This is a genomic window from Pseudoalteromonas nigrifaciens (assembly GCF_002221505.1).
In the GTDB taxonomy this organism is placed as follows: Bacteria; Pseudomonadota; Gammaproteobacteria; order Enterobacterales; family Alteromonadaceae; genus Pseudoalteromonas; species Pseudoalteromonas nigrifaciens.
Genome location: NZ_CP011036.1, coordinates 130,288 through 147,597, shown reverse-complemented (window position 1 = coordinate 147,597; position 17,310 = coordinate 130,288). Strand labels below are relative to the sequence as shown.

Sequence of the window (17,310 nt, the reverse complement as noted above, 5' to 3'; positions counted from 1 at the left end):
CCGTTTAAAACAATAGCGCTAGTATACCGACTCAGCTAAAAAACACGAGCGAGCATGATTAATAACAACTTTTTATTAGCCGGCTAATATACACATTAAAAGAATGACAAACACATGAGAATCTACTACTTTTATAGTAATACACACTATGCATTGAAAGGGATAACAGTGAAAAAAGTAGTGCCTAATATTCTGGTCGTTGATGACTCAAAAGCTATTTTAATTGTAATGGAAGCAATCCTCGCTGAGTTAGATATGTCAGAAACCATAACCACTTGCCTAAGTGCTACAAAAGCGCTAGAAAAAGTTAAACGTGACATAAACTATTTTGATGCCATTTTTACCGATTTAAACATGCCTGAAATGGATGGCATGGAGCTAATACGCCATTTAGGAGAGCTAAATTACCAAGGCGCCATTATTATTATTTCTGAAATGGAGCATAAGGTAATTAGTTTAGCTGCCAACTTAGCCAAGCAGCATAATGCTCACCTTATCGGTAATATTTCTAAGCCCGTACAATTAACTCAAGTAGGCTCCTTGTTAAATAAAGTTGCCTATTTAAATAGCCACACTTTAATAAAAGAACCTGCTATTTCAAAAACAGAGCTTATTAACGCATTAAAAAATGACGAAATAACGCCGTTTTATCAACCTAAAATATGTATTAATACCAGTAAAATAAAAAGTGCTGAAGTATTAGCGCGTATTGTGTCAAATACCGACGGTAGTATAATTTTACCAGCTCGTTTTATTAGCCTTGCTGAGCAACATGATCTAATTAATGAAATTACATTTGCGCTCTTTGAAAAAGCCACCAGTGATTTCGAAAATATAAAAGAACAGCTAGGACAAAATTTAAAACTGGCATTTAACTTATCTCCCATGCAGTTAAACGATCTTAGCTGCCCAAATAAGCTATTACTTATATTAAAACTTAACCAGCTTAAACCTAGTGATATTATTATTGAGATAACCGAACAACATGCGCTTTCAAGCCTAAGCCAATTAGAAACATTAAACCGCTTAAGAATGCATGGTTTTGGTTTATCGCTTGACGATTTTGGCGTTGGCTTTACTAACATGAGCCAGCTTAAAAACTTGCCCTTTACCGAAATAAAAATAGACCGCACACTTATTAGTAATATAGAAACAGATCAGTTTTCTCAAGTTGTTGTAAGCTCCCTCATCGACATTACCAATCAAGAGCATTTAGAACTAGTAGCAGAAGGGGTTGAGCGCCCCGAAGAGCTTGCCTATTTAAGGCATTACAAAACTCGCTTAGCAATACAGGGATTTTTATTTAGTCGTCCTAAATCTAAGAGTGAATTTATAGACTGGGCACAATATTGGATTAAAGTGACAGGAAATACCATTAACTATAAACCCCCAAGCTAATAAGGAGACCTCTTTAGTTGTCTCCTCTAGGGTGTTTATCCTCTTCAGTGACTAAGTTTTTACTATTTGCCAAACGTTTATGCCAACGCTGCTTCGCAACCGCACGCATATTAGTGGACTGATCGCGCTCATCTACAATTTCTAAACCCATTAGTGCTTCAATCATGTCCTCAAGCGTAACAATACCCTGTACGTCGCCATACTCATCAACCACTAAACAAATATGCGTGCGGTCTGTTAATAAGGTTTGTAACAACGACGACGCATTTTGCGAACTAGGAACCGTATAGATTGGCTTTACTAGTTTACTAATTTTGTAATCGCTACCTAAGCGATGACATGCCAACATAATATCGTTTTTATGCACAAAGCCGATAATATCGTCAGTGTCTTTATCAAACACTAATATTCGAGAAAACGACGACGAACCATGCAGGTTCAAGTATTCGTTTACGGTTAAGTCTTTATGAACTTTAAAAATAACTGTACGTGGGGTCATCAAATCGCATAATTTGGCATGTCTAAAATGTAATAAGTTACGAATTATTTCAGACTCATCTTGGTGCAGCGCCCCCGACTCAGTGCCTATATCGGCCATGGCTTCTATTTCTTGGCGAATATAATAGGCTTGGTCATGCTTTGGTCCCATTAAATTTGTCAGCTTTTGTGCAAGCCATACAAAAGGTTTAAGCAATATAACTAAAAAGCGTAAACAGTAAGTCACACTTGGGGTAAGTACTCGCCAATAGTTTGCCCCTAACGTTTTAGGTATAATTTCAGAAAACACCAGCACAAATAAAGTCATCACTGCAGAGGCAACCCCTACTGCTGCATCCGAAAATACAATAGCTGCTTGCGCCCCAACTCCAGCGGCTCCGGCGGTATGCGCCACCGTATTAAGCGTTAAAATAGCCGCTAATGGCTGATCAATATTATTTTTTAGCTTTTCGAGCTGCTTAGCTAATACAGGCTGCTTTTTACGCAGTAATGCAACATAACTAGGTGAAATGCTTAACAGCACGGCTTCCATTACTGAGCATAAAAATGAAATAACAATGGCAACGACCATATAAACTATCAGTAATGTCATTTGCTCTCCGCTTAGTTGAATATATGGGCATGATAACAATACATGCTATATTTGGCCAAAGACTCAATAATAATAGGTATAATAATGAAACTTAACGCACTTTGGCGTCATAGCAATAAACTATTTAAACACTCCTTTGCCCTTTTTACTCTTAGCAGCTTAAGTTTTGCCGCGTTTGCAGTGCCGCTTGATAAATCTAAAATTCAATTTATTGGTCCACTGGCTGAAAACATGCAATTAAAGCCTTTTCAAACGGCCCAAAGCGATAGCATAATTAGTAACTTATTACCCCAGCTACAACTCCCCGTAGCTAACTTTTCGGTGTTTGACAAAAAACACAGCTGGCAACCATTTAATAAAATAAATGCACTCACTTTAGGCGGCTTACAGGCACTTAAGTTTAATATAGAAACCACGCGTTTTAGCCAAGGTACGTTAACCTTAAAAGGCATTGAACAAGGGCAATTGTTTATAAATGGCGAATTGCAAAAGGCAGACAACAGCAGCTACAAACTCGCCTTAAATAATGGTAGTCATACTGCTATTATTGTTGCGCAACAAGTTGCAAATTGGCACGATGTAATACTCGACTTTGCACCAAAAACACCGAGCGATAACATTACCCTTAGTACTTCACAAACTAAGCGTTTATCGGCAAAACAATTATTTGATGCTCCCACTATTAGCGGCTTATCATTAGCGCCAAACTCAGAGCACTATATTACGACAACGCGCCGCTTTAATGATAAAACACTAAATCAAGCAAACAATGTAACTGAACTTAAAAACACCGACAATCAAACACTGTATCGCTTTGAGGCAGAACAACCAAGCAACCTTATTTGGAGCCCAGACAACCGCTTTTTAGTGTATTTACTAAATGGTGAATTAAAACAACTTAACCGTAAAAATTTATCAATAAAAACCCTCTCTACTCGCTTAGAAGGCGCTAGCGGTTTTACCTTTTATAACGAGCACAGTGTAATATTTAGTTGGTCTAACCCTGCATCTGACAAGGGTAATGACAAACTCACGAAGCATTATAAAGGGTTACAAGATCGCTGGTCATACGCACGTTCAGTAAGCCAAGTTTATATGCTTGATACGCAAAGTGGTTTAATAAAAACACTTAGCCAAGGGCCACTTTCGCATAGCTTTGAAGACTTTAACAATAAGCGCGGTAAACTATTAATGAGCCGCCCTGTAGTCGCTATGCAAGCGTCAACTCACCCAGAAACAGAACTAGTAGAGCTTGATTTAAAATCAAATAAGCTTACTTCTTTGGGTAAATTTAAAACTTTTAATCAGGCCAAGTACGCCAATAAAGATGTGTATGTTGTTGCAGGTCCCGACTTTAAAAATGGGGCAGGTAGAGCATTGCCAAAAGAAATGCTAGCGAATAACTACGACGGTCAACTTTACCTGCTTACAGACGGCGGAAAAAACGTTAAAGCACTCAGTAAACAGTTTGATCCGGCAATTGGAAGACTGAGTGTTTTAAACAATGGCGACGCATTGCTAAAGGTTACTGAGCACGACACCCAACCGCTCTACCTATTTGATTTAAGTAAGCAGCGCTTTAAAAAATTAAATACTGGTTTAGATATTGTTGAGCAGTTTAGCTACTCAAACGAGCGCAACATTGAAATATTACTCAGTGGCACCACGGCTTCTAGTCCACAACAATTAAAGCGGTTTAATATAAGTAAAAACACCGCTAAAATAGTCTGGGATTCAAAGCCACTTAGCTATGCAAATACACAAATTCCAACTCTCGAAGAATTTAATTTCACTAATAAAAATGGCGTTGAAATTTCAGGGCGTGTTTACATCCCAAATAATCTTGATAAAACTAAAAAACACCCAGCGCTAGTTTATTACTATGGCGGCACATCGCCAGTGACACGAGGCTTTACTGGACGTTATCCGTTTAATTTATGGGCGGCAAACGGGTATGTGGTTTATGTAATACAGCCAACAGGCGCTACCGGCTTTGGGCAAAAGTTTTCGGCGCAGCACGTTAATGCGTGGGGCAACTACACCAGCGACGATATAATTGCAGGCACGCAGGCATTTTTAAATAAATACAACTATGTAGACAGCAAAAAGGTAGGCAACCTAGGTGCCTCTTACGGTGGTTTTATGACTATGCATTTAGCAACTAAAACCGACTTATTTAGCGCATCGATTTCTCATGCTGGTATTTCTAACCTCACATCTTACTGGGGTGAAGGATGGTGGGGCTACTTATATTCTGGCGAAGCGTCTAAAAACAGCTTTCCGTGGAATAACCCCGAGCTTTATAGTAAACATAGCCCGGTATTTAATGCCGATAAAGTAACCACGCCTATGCTACTCATTCATGGTGACAGTGATACTAACGTACCCGTTGGCGAAAGCTTAACTATGTACACTGCACTTAAATTACTTAATAAAGATGTAGAGTTAATAGAATACAAAGGTGCGAACCATCAAATTATTGCCCGCGACAAACGTTTTGATTGGTGGAATACCATGCTAGCTTATTTTGATAAAAAACTTAAAAATGAGCCACAATGGTGGGATTATCTTTACCCTAACGACTAGTCGCTAAATTGTTTTTAATAATTAAGTGAACTTAGATTAAGATATTTATTCTGAGTACAGCAGGCTAAATAGCACCTTTAATAAAACCCTAAAGGTGCTAAATTTTCTAAACTGTAAACTTATTAACTACTTTTGAAACATTAGCTTACTTAAAAACAATAAACGCCCTTCTCAGCCTTTACTTAATGGTGCTACCATAGAAAACTATAAGCATTAACAATAAAGTATTATGACTATTCATGTTTTATTGGTTGAGGACGACGAATTACTCGTTAAACGCATCCAAAATCATTTTACAAATACCGAGTTTACAATAGAAGTTGACCCTACTGGCGCCGATGCACTGAGCACTATAAGGTCGCGAGTTAATTTGCGCGGTGCTTTTTCATTAGCCATTATTGATATTGTTTTACCAAAGCGCGACGGCTTACAACTTGCAAAAGAGCTAAATACTCTTACCGATATTGGCGTAATTTTATTATCGAGCCGTGATTCACAGGCCGATCGCATTGCTGGCCTTGCCCAAGGCGCAGACGACTACATATGCAAACCCGTAGACTTACTTGAACTAGAGCTGCGCATGCGTGCTTTATATAAACGCATTGCACACTTAAATTCAGACAATGATAAAAACGATGATAACGGCGAAGAGTTTATAGAATATGCCGACTTTAAATTACACCCCGACAACCGCACACTAATTACAGCTACAGGTGCTGAATCGCGCTTAACCGAAGCGGAACATAAAGTACTTATTTGTTTAATTGGTAACGCAGGTAAAGCAACTTCTCGCGAAAAAATATCTGAAGAAATAGGCCAGCCTGATTGGAGCCCAAACGATCGTACTGTTGATGTGTTAATTGGCCGTTTGCGTAAAAAATTAAATGATGAAAAAGATCAAAAGCGCATTGTTACCGTACGCGGCAAAGGTTATATGCTCTCTATTTAGTACTTAGTTAATTGCGCTAGTAAGCGCTCAAAGGCGCGGTAGTTAAGTGCTTCTTTTAGCTCATTTAAGCTAATACGCTCCGCCCCTTTTAAATCACTAATAGTACGCGCTACTTTAATTATTCTATGGTATGAGCGTGGCGATAATGCCAGTTTTTCACTCGCTCTGGCTAAAAACTGCAACTCAGTGGAAGCGAGATCACAATGTATACTCATTTCTTTATTGTTTAACCGCGCATTCACTTTACCTTGGCGTTTTAGCTGCAAATAATAAGCAGCCTCTACTCGCGCTCTTACTACTGCACTGGTTTCTTCGGGTTTGCTACTTTGTAACTCAACACTCGTTAGCCTTGGTAATTCAATTTGTAAGTCAATACGGTCAATAAACGGCCCCGAAACACGCGACAAATAACGCATTACTTGATCAGGCGTTGCCCGCTTATCATTATGGCAACCTGTAGGGCTGGGGTTTAGCGCCGTAATAAGCTGAAACTGCGCCGGAAACTCCATTTGCCTTGCCGCACGCGAAATAGTGACAGTACCAGTTTCCATAGGTTCACGCAGCGAATCGAGCACTTTACGTTCGAACTCTGGCAACTCATCTAAAAAAAGCACGCCATTATGCGCCAATGAAATTTCACCCGGTTTAGGGTTTGACGAGCCACCGACTAATGCAACGGCAGAGCAGGTATGGTGAGGATTGCGAAATGGCCGTTGTCGCCAATTAGTTAAATCAATCGACTGGCCAATAATAGAATAAAGCGCCGCAGTAGCAATTGCTTCATCATCTGACATGGTTGGCATAATGGTTGCCATACGTTGAGCCAGCATTGACTTACCCGTACCAGGGGGTCCTAAAAATAGTAAGTTATGGCCTCCTGCAGCGGCAATTTCGAGTACTCGCTTTGCCCCAGGCTGGCCTTTCACATCACTTAAATCAAGCAAAAAATCAGGAGCTTGCGTACAATCTGGGTATTGTATATTTAACGGCAGTGGTTGCTGATTAAGTAAATCGCCCCACACTTCTGCAATAGAGCTTACGGCTTTGCGTTTAACCCCGTTAACTAAACTGGCTAAGCTATCATTTGCCAGTGGTAAAAAACAGCAACGGTCCTGCTCTTTAGCAGCAAGCACCGAGGGCAAAATAGCATTTACGCCACGTATCTCACCGTTAAGTGCCAGCTCCCCATAAAACTCATATTTATGAATGTCAGAGCACACTATTTGCCCTGAGGCGACTAAAATACCTACGGCAATAGCAAGATCGAATCGGCCACCGTCTTTTGGTAAATCGGCAGGGGCTAAATTAACAGTAATACGTTGATCGGGAAAACCAAACTTAGAATTTTCAAGTGCGCTACGCACTCTGTCTTTAGATTCTTTAACCGAAGCCTCGGGCAAACCGACAATATGAAAAGCAGGCAAACCATTACCTAAATGCACCTCAACAATCACTTCGGGGGCATTTATGCCCACCTGAGCACGAGAATATATGCGAGCTAACGACATTCCCTATCCTAATAAATACCCTTTAGCTTTAGTTTAGTCGGGATATTTAAAAACGTGTAATACAATACCCCATTTTATGGCTGCAAAACGCAGTAATAGAGTCATCAACATACTCAAAATCATCGCAACTTCAACGATAAGCGAAAAGTTAATACACAAGGTGTACACTATTCCCCCTGCTATACAGGTGGTTGCATAAAGCTCGCCCTTTAACAGCATGGGGATCTCTCGGGCAAGTACATCACGAATTAGGCCACCAAAACATCCAGTAATAACCCCCATAATCACTGCTGTCATATCTGGCATACCGGCAAGCAATGCTTTTTGTGTGCCCATCACGGCAAAAAAAGCTAAACCAAACGCATCGGCAATTTGTAAGTTATAGTGGGGTATGGTTCTTTGCTTATTTATTAGTCGCGTTGTTAGTAGTATTGCAGCTAAAATTGCAGCAAAATAACTTTGGTCGTGCAGCCAAAATACCGGAACATTTAATATCACATCGCGAACAGTTCCTCCGCCGATAGCGGTTACGGTAGCAAGTACAACAACACCAAAGCCATCCATCTTCTTTTCATACGCTACCAAGGTGCCCGATATGGCAAATACTGCAACACCTATTAAATCAAACCAGTGGTAAAGTTCTGTCATGCCTACTCTTGCTAAAATATTTACGTTATTGCTACATAAGCTACGCTAAGTTTAAAAAAATAACTACTTTTAGCACTAATTAAGCTGCTAAGTTCCTTTTATATTCAAAACTAACCTATAAACCCTATGAGTTAAATTAACCTTTATAGCCGTTTATTACTCCTTCCTGATTAGCCAATTGAACGTGGTAAACAGTAAAGCGACGGCTTTTGGGTTGTAAGTCATTCGCCAAATTTTAGACATAAAAAAACACTCTTTAAGAGTGTCTGTTTATTCTTATTTATTTCAGTGGTTGCGGGAGCCGGATTTGAACCGACGACCTTCGGGTTATGAGCCCGACGAGCTACCAGACTGCTCCATCCCGCGCCTGAAATTGTATACTTATTTAAAGTTGCTTACATTACAACTTAGCTTCCAATTAAAAATTGGTTGCGGGAGCCTAATTTATAACGACTACCTTTGCTGGCTAATGAAGAGCTGAGACCGACAAGTTTTCATTAACTAACATTTACAGTAACCTCAATCCTCTAAAGGAAATTGGTTGCGGGAGCCGGATTTGAACCGACGACCTTCGGGTTATGAGCCCGACGAGCTACCAGACTGCTCCATCCCGCGCCTGTATATTTTAAGTCTATCGACTACTTTATTTTAACTCTTAAGCTAGAGTTTACAGTAACCTCAATCCTCTAAAGGAAATTGGTTGCGGGAGCCGAATTTAAAACGACTACCTTTGCTGGCTAATGAAGAGCTGAGACCAACAAGCTTTTCCTTAACTAACATTTACAGTAACCTCAATCCTCTAAAGGAAATTGGTTGCGGGAGCCGGATTTGAACCGACGACCTTCGGGTTATGAGCCCGACGAGCTACCAGACTGCTCCATCCCGCGCCTGTAATTTCTTTAAAACAAATCCGTAATATTTACGAGCCTGCCTTGAAGAGAGCGCTACTATATAGGAATAAACATATAATGCAAGGCTTTAGTTATTATTATCGTTCAAGTGAACAAAAAGCAAGCAGTTGATGTTGTAAGTATTCCCTTTAGTGTGGATTAATCATTTTTTGCCACTCCCAATCAGGGTGCCCCATTACAATGAAGTCTGGGTTTTCAGTACTTTCACGCTGGTTATAAGTTAGTGGGTTAAACTCTGCATCGGTAATACTGCCGCCAGCTTGCTCAACTATAATTTGTGATGCGCCCGTATCCCACTCACCAGTGGGGCCTATTCTCAAAAAACAGTCGGCCTTTCCCTCTGCAACAATACATGCTTTTAAAGAGCATGACCCTAAAGCAACAGTAGTAAATTGGGCGTTAAGGTATTGGCTCACTGCTTCAATTTTTTGACGGCGGCTCACAGCAACCGTTAAGTTATCGGGTGAGGCTACAAATATTTGCTTATCGCTACCATTTTTACGCTTAAATGCCCCATTATCGGCGCTCGCAAAATAGGTTACCCCTTTTGTTGGCCAATGAATAACTCCCAGCACAGGTTGGTTATTCTCAATGAGTGCTATATTTACCGCAAAGTCGCCACTTTCTAAAATAAATTCTCCGGTACCATCCATAGGATCAAGTAACCAATAACGTTGCCAATGCTGCCTATCGGCTAATGCTGGGATCGGTGTTTCTTCTGACATAATAGGAATATTGGGTGCTAATGCCTCTAAACCAGCCACAAGTACGTCGTTAGCAGCAAGATCAGCTTTAGTAACTGGTGTGTTGTCTAGCTTTTGCTCTTTGCCAATATCACCATTTTTATAAATAGCCATAATGGCATCACCAGCACGCTCAGCCAATAATATACAAGGCTCTAGTAATTTATTCATCAATGACTCCTGATGCTAAATACTGATCTAATAATAATAAAGCAGCTACACTGCGTGCTTCGGTAAAATCGTCTTGTGTTAATAATGACCGCCAATCGGTTAATGACCACTTAACAACGACCAGTGGCTCTGGCTCATCACCGGGCAATGTTTGTGAATACAATTGTTTAGCGACCATAATGTGCATGGTGGTATTAAAATGACTTGGCGCTATAGATACCGCTTTTAATCGTTTTAGGTAATCTGCACCAAAACCAACTTCTTCTTTAAGTTCGCGATTAGCGGCTTGCTCTGGTGTTTCACCTGGGTCAATTAACCCTTTAGGAAAACCCAGTTGATAGTCGTTAGTACCAGCGCAATATTCTCGCACTAGTAGTAATTCGTTATCTTTAGTTAACGGCACAATCATTACTGCACCTCGCCCGCCGCCACGAATTCGCTCATATTGACGTTCTTCGTTATTAGAGAATTTAAGTTCTAAAGATTCCACGGTAAATAAGCGACTTTTAGCTACAACTTTATTACTGAGGATTTGCGGTGGTATAGGGTGCTTTTTCTGTGTCATTGGCGTTAATTTGCTATCATGGCAGTTGTGCTTAATCATAAACTTTTCACAGGGAAAAGCCCATGCTAAATTGGTCAAAAATCGATACAGTTTTACTCGATATGGATGGAACATTACTCGATTTACATTACGATAGCCATTTTTGGCTTAACGTTATTCCACAACAGCACGCATTAGCAAAAAATATTAGCTTTGAAGCAGCGCAAGCTGATATTTCAAAACGCTACCAAGCCGTTAGCGGAAAAATACAATGGTACTGCTCAGATTATTGGGAGCAACAGTTAAACCTGCCTATTATGGAACTAAAGCGACAGTCTAAGCACTTAATAAAAGTGCGCGACGATGTGCCGTACTTTTTAACTGAACTTAAAAAAGCAGGTAAAGAGTTAATTTTACTTACTAACGCCCACCCTGAGTGTGTAATGCTTAAATTTGAGCAAACTGCAATTGATAACTACTTAGATGGAGTCGTATCGACTCATGAATATGGGGTAAGTAAAGAGCAGCAAAGCTTATGGCAACAGGTGCAAAGTGACTTAGGATTTAACAAAAGCCGTACGCTTTTTGTTGATGATAGTGTTCCTGTACTCAACGCTGCACGCCAATACGGTATTGAACACTTGCTTGCGGTTGCTAACCCAGACAGCCAACAACCACATAACGATATAGCCGATTACTTAAATGTTACCGACTATCGCAAGCTAATTTAATTATTTTAGCGCAAACTATTTTGTTGGATATCGTGCCTCTAAGCCTTCGTACACTAATTTTGCAAAATCTGCATGTTCGGTATTAAGGCTTTTAACAACTTCTACTAAATGCTCGTTATCTTCTTGGCCATCCCACACTTTAATGTAACTGCCATCTTTATAGCCATGATCTTGGCGGAAAAAGTTTAAGGTATTTTTACCTACATAACCTCGGTATAAATCGTCAATATTCATACCTATTTGTGCCATACAACCTGCAAAAGCAGCCGCATTAAAAGTTTTATCTGCGACAGCAGATGCCGCCAATACTTCCAGTGTTTGCTTAAAGTCATCGGCTTGATGGGCAGTGCTTAATTCTAGCTCAAGCTGTTTAGCTATTTTTTCGTAGCTGGTGATACCGTCAATTCTGAGTGACAAGCCAAAATGAAAAATATCCACTAACTCTAAAATAACTTGTTCGGTATCAGGCGTTTGTTTTTTCCACCATTTCCAACCGTAATGATCGAGCATTTCTGCACACTCAACCCAAATGGCTCTGTACCAATCAAACCCTTGGCTAAACCATTGGTCATGTACTTTGGTATTCATGGCATTTTGCATTTCTAGCATCACTACTAGTTTGTTTAAATTGGCAGACATATCAATTCCTGTCGTTTTTGATTAGCTAAATTTTCATTAGTGTAATAATACAGATAAAATGCTTGTTGTGCATTGCTGTATATTTTCATTAGCGTGCTAACTATGTTTATCTTGAAGTCGTAAACTCATGCCATGAGTTTATTAGGTCTATAAAATCTTCAAAACCACAACCACTGCTTAGGCCATTTTCTTCAAGCATTAAATCGTCGTCTTGATAAGCCATAAGATCTTCACTGTCTTGGTGCAGAGCATGGGCTTCAAATAGAGCTTCGTCTTTCGTTAAAATTAAATCTATTTCTTGGCCCTTTAGCGTTAAAGGCTCAAAGCTTGAACTCACCGATGCAATAAGCGCTTGCACCATAGCTATTTTATCTTTGCCTATTTCTTCGTTTAACCAGCGGCCAATTATGGCATGCTCGCTACTTATTTTAATGCGTAATCCGCTAATTGGATCGCGAATAAATTGATATTCCATACGTATCGCTTTTAAATCGTTAGTTGCGCAATTATATACGTAAATAGCTGCAGACGCTAAAAAGCAAAATAGCGCCAAAAGGCGCTATTTTATAAAGCTTTAATATTAATTACGTCACGATCTATAACGTGCTGCATCAATAATTGCCCAAACATATACAATAGCGGCAATTATTCCTGGCACAATTAAAAACCATAATGCCGCACCACCAAAAAATAATATAGCGAATATAAGCGCGGCAAGAATACGCCCTTGCACTAGCTGCCCCAACCCCGGGAAAAATATATTACATAATGCTGCGATTACGTTACCGCCTGAACCTTGTCCTGACATACTAACCTCTGTAGTTTATTTAATTTTATATTTTAGCTATAGAATTACTTACACACTCTATGCCAATTTAATAAATGTTACAAATCATATAGTTGTATTTTTATCAGTTTAACGCTGTGGTGATTTTTACTAAATTGAGGTCAAATTAGCAATTTTTATTATATCTTTTTAACCTTTTTCTTTTTTGATTTGCTATCAAGCTACTAGTTTAGAACATAATTTTATGAATAGCTGTGTATAAAAACAGTATTTTATTTAGCCTAACAAAAACACCTGCTATACTGCCCGCATTATTGATTAAAAAGGCGTAACGATGGACGTTTCACAATTACTCGATGGCTTAAACGACAAACAACGCGATGCCGTTGCAGCCCCACTACAAAACATGCTGGTATTAGCAGGTGCTGGGTCTGGTAAAACACGAGTGTTGGTTCATCGTATTGCTTGGCTAATGCAAGTTGAGCAAGCCTCAGCGTATAGTATTTTTGCGGTTACCTTTACTAATAAAGCAGCTAAAGAGATGCGTACTCGCGTTGAAGAGACGCTAAAAGCGCCGGTTGGTGGTATGTGGATTGGTACTTTCCATGGTTTGTCGCACCGTATTTTACGCGCGCACCACCGTGAAGCAAAATTACCCGAAGCATTTCAAATTTTAGACTCAGACGATCAGCTACGTATGATCAAACGTTTATTAAAATCGATGAATATTGATGATAAAAAATGGCCCGCTAAACAGTTTGGTTGGTACATAAGCGCTAAAAAAGATGAAGCACTTCGCCCTAAAGATATTCAAGCCTACGATATTAACGAGCAAATGATGCTGCGCGTGTACGCGGCGTATCAAGAAGCATGCGACAGAGCAGGCTTAGTCGATTTTGCCGAAATACTACTGCGCAGCTACGAAGTACTCAAAAACAACCCTACACTACTGCGCCATTATCAACAGCGCTTTGCACACATGTTAGTAGACGAGTTTCAAGACACCAACACCATACAATACGCATGGTTAAAACTACTTGCTGGCGACTCCAATAGTATTATGATTGTTGGCGATGACGATCAGAGTATCTATGGTTGGCGCGGTGCAAAAATAGAAAACATTAAACGTTTTTTAACTGACTTTAGCGCAGAGACCATTCGTCTTGAGCAAAACTATCGCTCTACCGCCACTATATTAAAAGCCTCAAATGCCCTGATCCAAAATAACTCAGAGCGTATGGGTAAAAGCTTATGGACCGACGGTAACGAGGGCGAACCTATTTCTATTTACGCCGCATTTAACGAGCTAGACGAAGCGCGTTTTGTAAGTAGTAAACTGCGTAGTTGGTTAAATGCCGGCAATGCGCTGCAAGATGCGGCTATTTTATATAGAAGTAATGCGCAATCACGTGTACTCGAAGAAGCCATGCTACAAGAAGGCCTAAAGTATCGTATTTATGGCGGCATGCGATTCTTCGAACGCCAAGAAATTAAAGACGCCCTGTCGTACTTACGCATAATAGGTAACCGTCAAGACGATGCTGCATTTGAACGAGTAATTAATACTCCAGCTCGTGGTATTGGCGATAAAACGCTAAGCCATATACGCGACTGTGCACGCGCCGAATCGTTACCACTTTGGTATGCAGCAAAAGCAATTGTAGAGCAACAACATTTATCTGGCCGCGCTTCTGGTGCAGTGAGTAAGTTTGTCGAACTAGTAGAGCATATTGAAGATAAAATTAGCGATCTAACGCTACATGAGCAAGCTAAGTACGTTATTCAAACTTCTGGGTTAATGGCAATGTACCAAGCCGAAAAAGGTGAAAAAGGCCGTGCCCGAGTAGAAAACTTAGAAGAACTTATTAGCGCTTGCGATCAGTACGAATTGCCTGAGGAAGAAGAATATAGCTCTCCTCTACAAGGCTTTTTAGCGCATACCTCGCTTGAATCTGGTGAAGGACAAGCAGAAGAGCACGAAGACGCCGTACAAATGATGACATTGCACTCAGCTAAAGGTTTAGAATTTCCGTTAGTGTTTATGGTTGGCGTAGAGGAAGGTATGTTCCCTTCTCAACAAAGTAATGAAGAGTCTGGCCGTTTAGAAGAAGAACGCCGCCTTTGTTATGTAGGTATGACCCGCGCTATGGATAAACTATATATTAGCCATGCCGAAAGCCGTCGTTTATATGGACAAGAAAAATACCATACACCATCGCGCTTTTTACGGGAAATTCCCGAGGACTGTGTTGAAGAAATTCGTATTAAAACCCAAGTATCTCGACCACCCGCTGCAGGGCGTTTTAGCGCATCAGTTAGTCACGCTGCATTTGAAGATAGCGGCTTTAACTTGGGGCAACGTGTACTGCATGCTAAATTTGGTATTGGTACAGTACTTAATTACGAAGGTGCGGGTGCGCAATCTCGCGTACAAGTCAACTTTGATGATTTAGGTAGTAAGTGGTTAGTAACGGCATATGCAAGACTACAAGCTATATAAAAAGCAACTCATACAACTAGAACAACAATTAGCTGGCGCGCATCACCGCCAGCTAGTGCTTGTTACTGGCAATGATAATTGGTGCTATGAGCTGACAAACTCACTAGTACAAAATACTAATACACTTACTCTATCTAAACATTGTGCACTTAAAAATGCTCAATGGCCTGCACACATTCACCAAATATTAGGACAAGAATTTACCCACGCCATTTACGATGGCTTTAGTGGCTTATACCCCGATAAGTTGGCCGCAATTGCTGGTACAGTTAGAGCTGGCGGAGTATTGTTTGTATTACTTCCTGAGCTGGGTAACCTAAATAACTGGCAAGATCCCGCATTAAAAAGTGTCCAGTCTCATGGCCACAGCAATCAATATAGTTTATTCAATCAGCGTTTCAGCTCTATTATTAAAAGCTTACCGGCCTTGCATTACAGTGAAGAATTTGGCTGCATCAATAATAATTATAACTATGTCCTGCACAGTAATATTGATTTTGAACCGCAGAAAAACTGCGTAGCACAAATAGTAAAAGTAGCTCATGGTCGCGCCAATAGACCGCTACTGCTCAATGCAGATAGAGGCCGAGGAAAGTCAGCCGCATTAGGCCTAGCAGCCGCAAAATTAGCTGATAAAAATGTAATTATTTGCGCCACTCAATTTAGAGCAACACACAGCAGCTTTAAACACTTAGCTGCACAGCTAAATGTTAATTACGATCCATTACAAAAACAGCTTGCTAACATGCAATATATTGCGCCAGACGCTCTGTTAAATGAGCTTCCCGAGTGTGACGTACTCTTAGTAGATGAAGCTGCTGCTATCCCAGTGCCTATGTTATTAAGCATGTTAGCGCATTATCCTCGCATTGTATTTGCAAGCACCTTAGTGGGTTATGAAGGCAATGGTAGAGGCTATACAATTCGCTTTAGTCAATATATTAAAAACCACTACAAAGCTTCTAAAGTAATTACTCTTGATGAGCCATTGCGCTTTGCTAAGCACGATCCACTTGAGCAGCATATTCGCAGTTTATTAGCACTTGATGCACAGTATCAAGAGACTAATAGCAATAAATCGCAGATTCCTAAGCATAGTGAAGTAACTCAGCAACAACTCGTAACTGATGAAGCACTATTGTGCCAAGTCGTTGCTTTACTTGCACTTGCTCATTATCAAAGTAGTGTGAATGATTTACGCCAGTTGTTAGATGCGCCATCGCAACGCATATTTATAAGCAAATTAGACAAGCAATTAGTGGGTGTATGCTTAATCGCGATAGAAGGCGGTTTAAGTGAAGAACTTACTGAGCAAGTTATAAGTGGTAAGCGCCGCCCACAAGGCCATTTAATGGCGCAAACACTTGCACAACTTAGCTTTAACAGTGATTTTTTAACTCATTTAAGTGCGCGAGTTGTCCGTATTGCAATTGATCCAAGCTCACATTATTGTGGCCTAGGAAAAGCATTACTGAGCTATAGCGAGTCACAAGTAAAAGAACAATGTACTTGGTTTGGTGCTAGTTTTGGTGCCACTGCACAATTGCTAAATTTTTGGCAAAGCCTAGGCTTTAATGCTGTTAAATTAGGTTACCAGCGCGACAAAAGCACTGCTGAGCACGCAACTTTAGTTGTTAAATCTCTTAATGCACCACAACAAAGTTTACAGTCACTGATTAAACAGTTTCAATACGAGCTGTTTTATGGCCTATTAAGCCATTTTAAGTCATTAGAATGGCAACTGGTTAGCACATTACTGCGCTCATTTAATGATGAGGTAATAGCTTCTGATACGTTAAGGTTATTTACACAGCAACTCAGCAGTAACCGCTTTACTATTTCCCCCACTCTCTGGCGTTTAATTAGCCAAAATCCTGTTATAATTACTAGGATAGCAGCCAATCAGCAGCAACTTTTAATTCAAACAGTTTTACAACACCATACCGATGAGCAACTTATTAAAAATTTAAATCTCAGCGGCAAAAAGCAATTAGAACAACAGTTTAGAAACACAACAAACATACTCGCAAAGCAACTTTCTTCATAAAGCCATTTCACTTTTCTGCAGACTTAAAAAAGCCCGAATCGTTAAATTCGGGCTTTCT

Annotated in this window: 14 protein-coding genes and 3 tRNA genes; 6 read left to right on the top strand and 11 right to left on the bottom strand. The window is 40.1% G+C overall.

Annotated features, from left to right (window positions below; all coding sequences use genetic code 11):
• The first annotated feature begins 168 nt into the window (after positions 1 to 168).
• The gene (locus PNIG_RS00695) at positions 169 to 1,398 is read left to right on the top strand and encodes an EAL domain-containing response regulator (protein WP_041454312.1); all 1,230 of its coding nucleotides are present in this window, start codon (positions 169 to 171) and stop codon (positions 1,396 to 1,398) included.
• 13 nt (positions 1,399 to 1,411) lie between these two features.
• Here PNIG_RS00695 and PNIG_RS00690 read toward each other — a convergent pair whose 3' ends face one another.
• Positions 1,412 to 2,488 (bottom strand): hemolysin family protein, encoded by a 1,077-nt coding sequence (locus tag PNIG_RS00690; protein WP_089367562.1) that lies wholly within the window; start codon positions 2,486 to 2,488, stop codon positions 1,412 to 1,414.
• A gap of 84 nt (positions 2,489 to 2,572) precedes the next feature.
• On the opposite strand from PNIG_RS00690, the gene PNIG_RS00685 reads away from it, so the two are divergent.
• The gene (locus tag PNIG_RS00685) at positions 2,573 to 5,074 is read left to right on the top strand and encodes an alpha/beta hydrolase family protein (RefSeq protein WP_089367561.1); all 2,502 of its coding nucleotides are present in this window, start codon (positions 2,573 to 2,575) and stop codon (positions 5,072 to 5,074) included.
• Between the two features lie 229 nt (positions 5,075 to 5,303).
• Entirely contained in the window at positions 5,304 to 6,023 is a 720-nt protein-coding gene (locus PNIG_RS00680; RefSeq protein ID WP_011326853.1) for a response regulator transcription factor, read from the top strand.
• Here the strand turns inward: PNIG_RS00680 and PNIG_RS00675 are convergent.
• From PNIG_RS00675 to nudE, 7 genes are all read right to left on the bottom strand, one after another.
• The gene (locus PNIG_RS00675) at positions 6,020 to 7,531 is read right to left on the bottom strand and encodes a YifB family Mg chelatase-like AAA ATPase (protein WP_089367560.1); all 1,512 of its coding nucleotides are present in this window, start codon (positions 7,529 to 7,531) and stop codon (positions 6,020 to 6,022) included. The two genes, PNIG_RS00680 and PNIG_RS00675, sit on opposite strands and share 4 nt — an antisense overlap.
• 33 nt (positions 7,532 to 7,564) lie before the next feature.
• On the bottom strand, positions 7,565 to 8,179 hold the full coding sequence (locus PNIG_RS00670) for a trimeric intracellular cation channel family protein (RefSeq protein ID WP_011326851.1): 615 nt from the start codon (positions 8,177 to 8,179) through the stop codon (positions 7,565 to 7,567).
• Positions 8,180 to 8,468: 289 nt separating this feature from the next.
• A tRNA-Met gene (locus tag PNIG_RS00665) sits at positions 8,469 to 8,545 on the bottom strand.
• A gap of 172 nt (positions 8,546 to 8,717) precedes the next feature.
• A tRNA-Met gene (locus tag PNIG_RS00660) sits at positions 8,718 to 8,794 on the bottom strand.
• Between the two features lie 195 nt (positions 8,795 to 8,989).
• Positions 8,990 to 9,066 (bottom strand) — tRNA-Met (locus PNIG_RS00655).
• Positions 9,067 to 9,218: 152 nt separating this feature from the next.
• Complete coding sequence (gene cysQ, locus PNIG_RS00650; RefSeq protein ID WP_011326850.1) at positions 9,219 to 10,004, bottom strand: 3'(2'),5'-bisphosphate nucleotidase CysQ; 786 nt, start codon at positions 10,002 to 10,004, stop codon at positions 9,219 to 9,221.
• Positions 9,997 to 10,569 carry an ADP compounds hydrolase NudE gene (gene nudE, locus PNIG_RS00645; protein ID WP_089368921.1) on the bottom strand — a complete coding sequence of 191 codons (573 nt, stop codon included), beginning with the start codon at positions 10,567 to 10,569 and terminating at the stop codon, positions 9,997 to 9,999. Before nudE ends, cysQ begins: the two co-directional genes overlap by 8 nt.
• Positions 10,570 to 10,631: 62 nt before the next feature.
• Between nudE and yrfG the strand changes: the two genes are divergently transcribed.
• Positions 10,632 to 11,279 (top strand): GMP/IMP nucleotidase, encoded by a 648-nt coding sequence (yrfG, locus tag PNIG_RS00640; protein ID WP_011326848.1) that lies wholly within the window; start codon positions 10,632 to 10,634, stop codon positions 11,277 to 11,279.
• Positions 11,280 to 11,294: 15 nt separating this feature from the next.
• Here yrfG and PNIG_RS00635 read toward each other — a convergent pair whose 3' ends face one another.
• The 3 genes from PNIG_RS00635 to PNIG_RS00625 all read right to left on the bottom strand — a co-directional run bounded on the left by PNIG_RS00635 (position 11,295) and on the right by PNIG_RS00625 (position 12,726).
• Positions 11,295 to 11,918, bottom strand: a complete 624-nt coding sequence (locus PNIG_RS00635; protein WP_086994344.1) for a dUTP diphosphatase — start codon at positions 11,916 to 11,918, stop codon at positions 11,295 to 11,297.
• A 106-nt stretch (positions 11,919 to 12,024) separates the two neighbouring features.
• Positions 12,025 to 12,393 carry a YacL family protein gene (locus PNIG_RS00630; protein ID WP_011326846.1) on the bottom strand — a complete coding sequence of 123 codons (369 nt, stop codon included), beginning with the start codon at positions 12,391 to 12,393 and terminating at the stop codon, positions 12,025 to 12,027.
• Positions 12,394 to 12,507: 114 nt separating this feature from the next.
• Complete coding sequence (locus tag PNIG_RS00625; protein ID WP_011326845.1) at positions 12,508 to 12,726, bottom strand: hypothetical protein; 219 nt, start codon at positions 12,724 to 12,726, stop codon at positions 12,508 to 12,510.
• Between the two features lie 313 nt (positions 12,727 to 13,039).
• Here PNIG_RS00625 and uvrD point away from each other — a divergent pair, with 313 nt between their 5' ends.
• Both uvrD and PNIG_RS00615 read left to right on the top strand, forming a co-directional pair.
• Positions 13,040 to 15,205, top strand: coding sequence for a DNA helicase II (gene uvrD / locus PNIG_RS00620; protein WP_058372303.1), 2,166 nt, complete (start codon positions 13,040 to 13,042; stop codon positions 15,203 to 15,205).
• Positions 15,183 to 17,252: a tRNA(Met) cytidine acetyltransferase TmcA domain-containing protein gene (locus tag PNIG_RS00615; RefSeq protein ID WP_089367559.1), complete on the top strand. Its 2,070-nt coding sequence runs from the start codon at positions 15,183 to 15,185 to the stop codon at positions 17,250 to 17,252. The genes uvrD and PNIG_RS00615 overlap by 23 nt, the downstream gene beginning before the upstream one ends.
• Positions 17,253 to 17,310 lie beyond the last annotated feature (58 nt).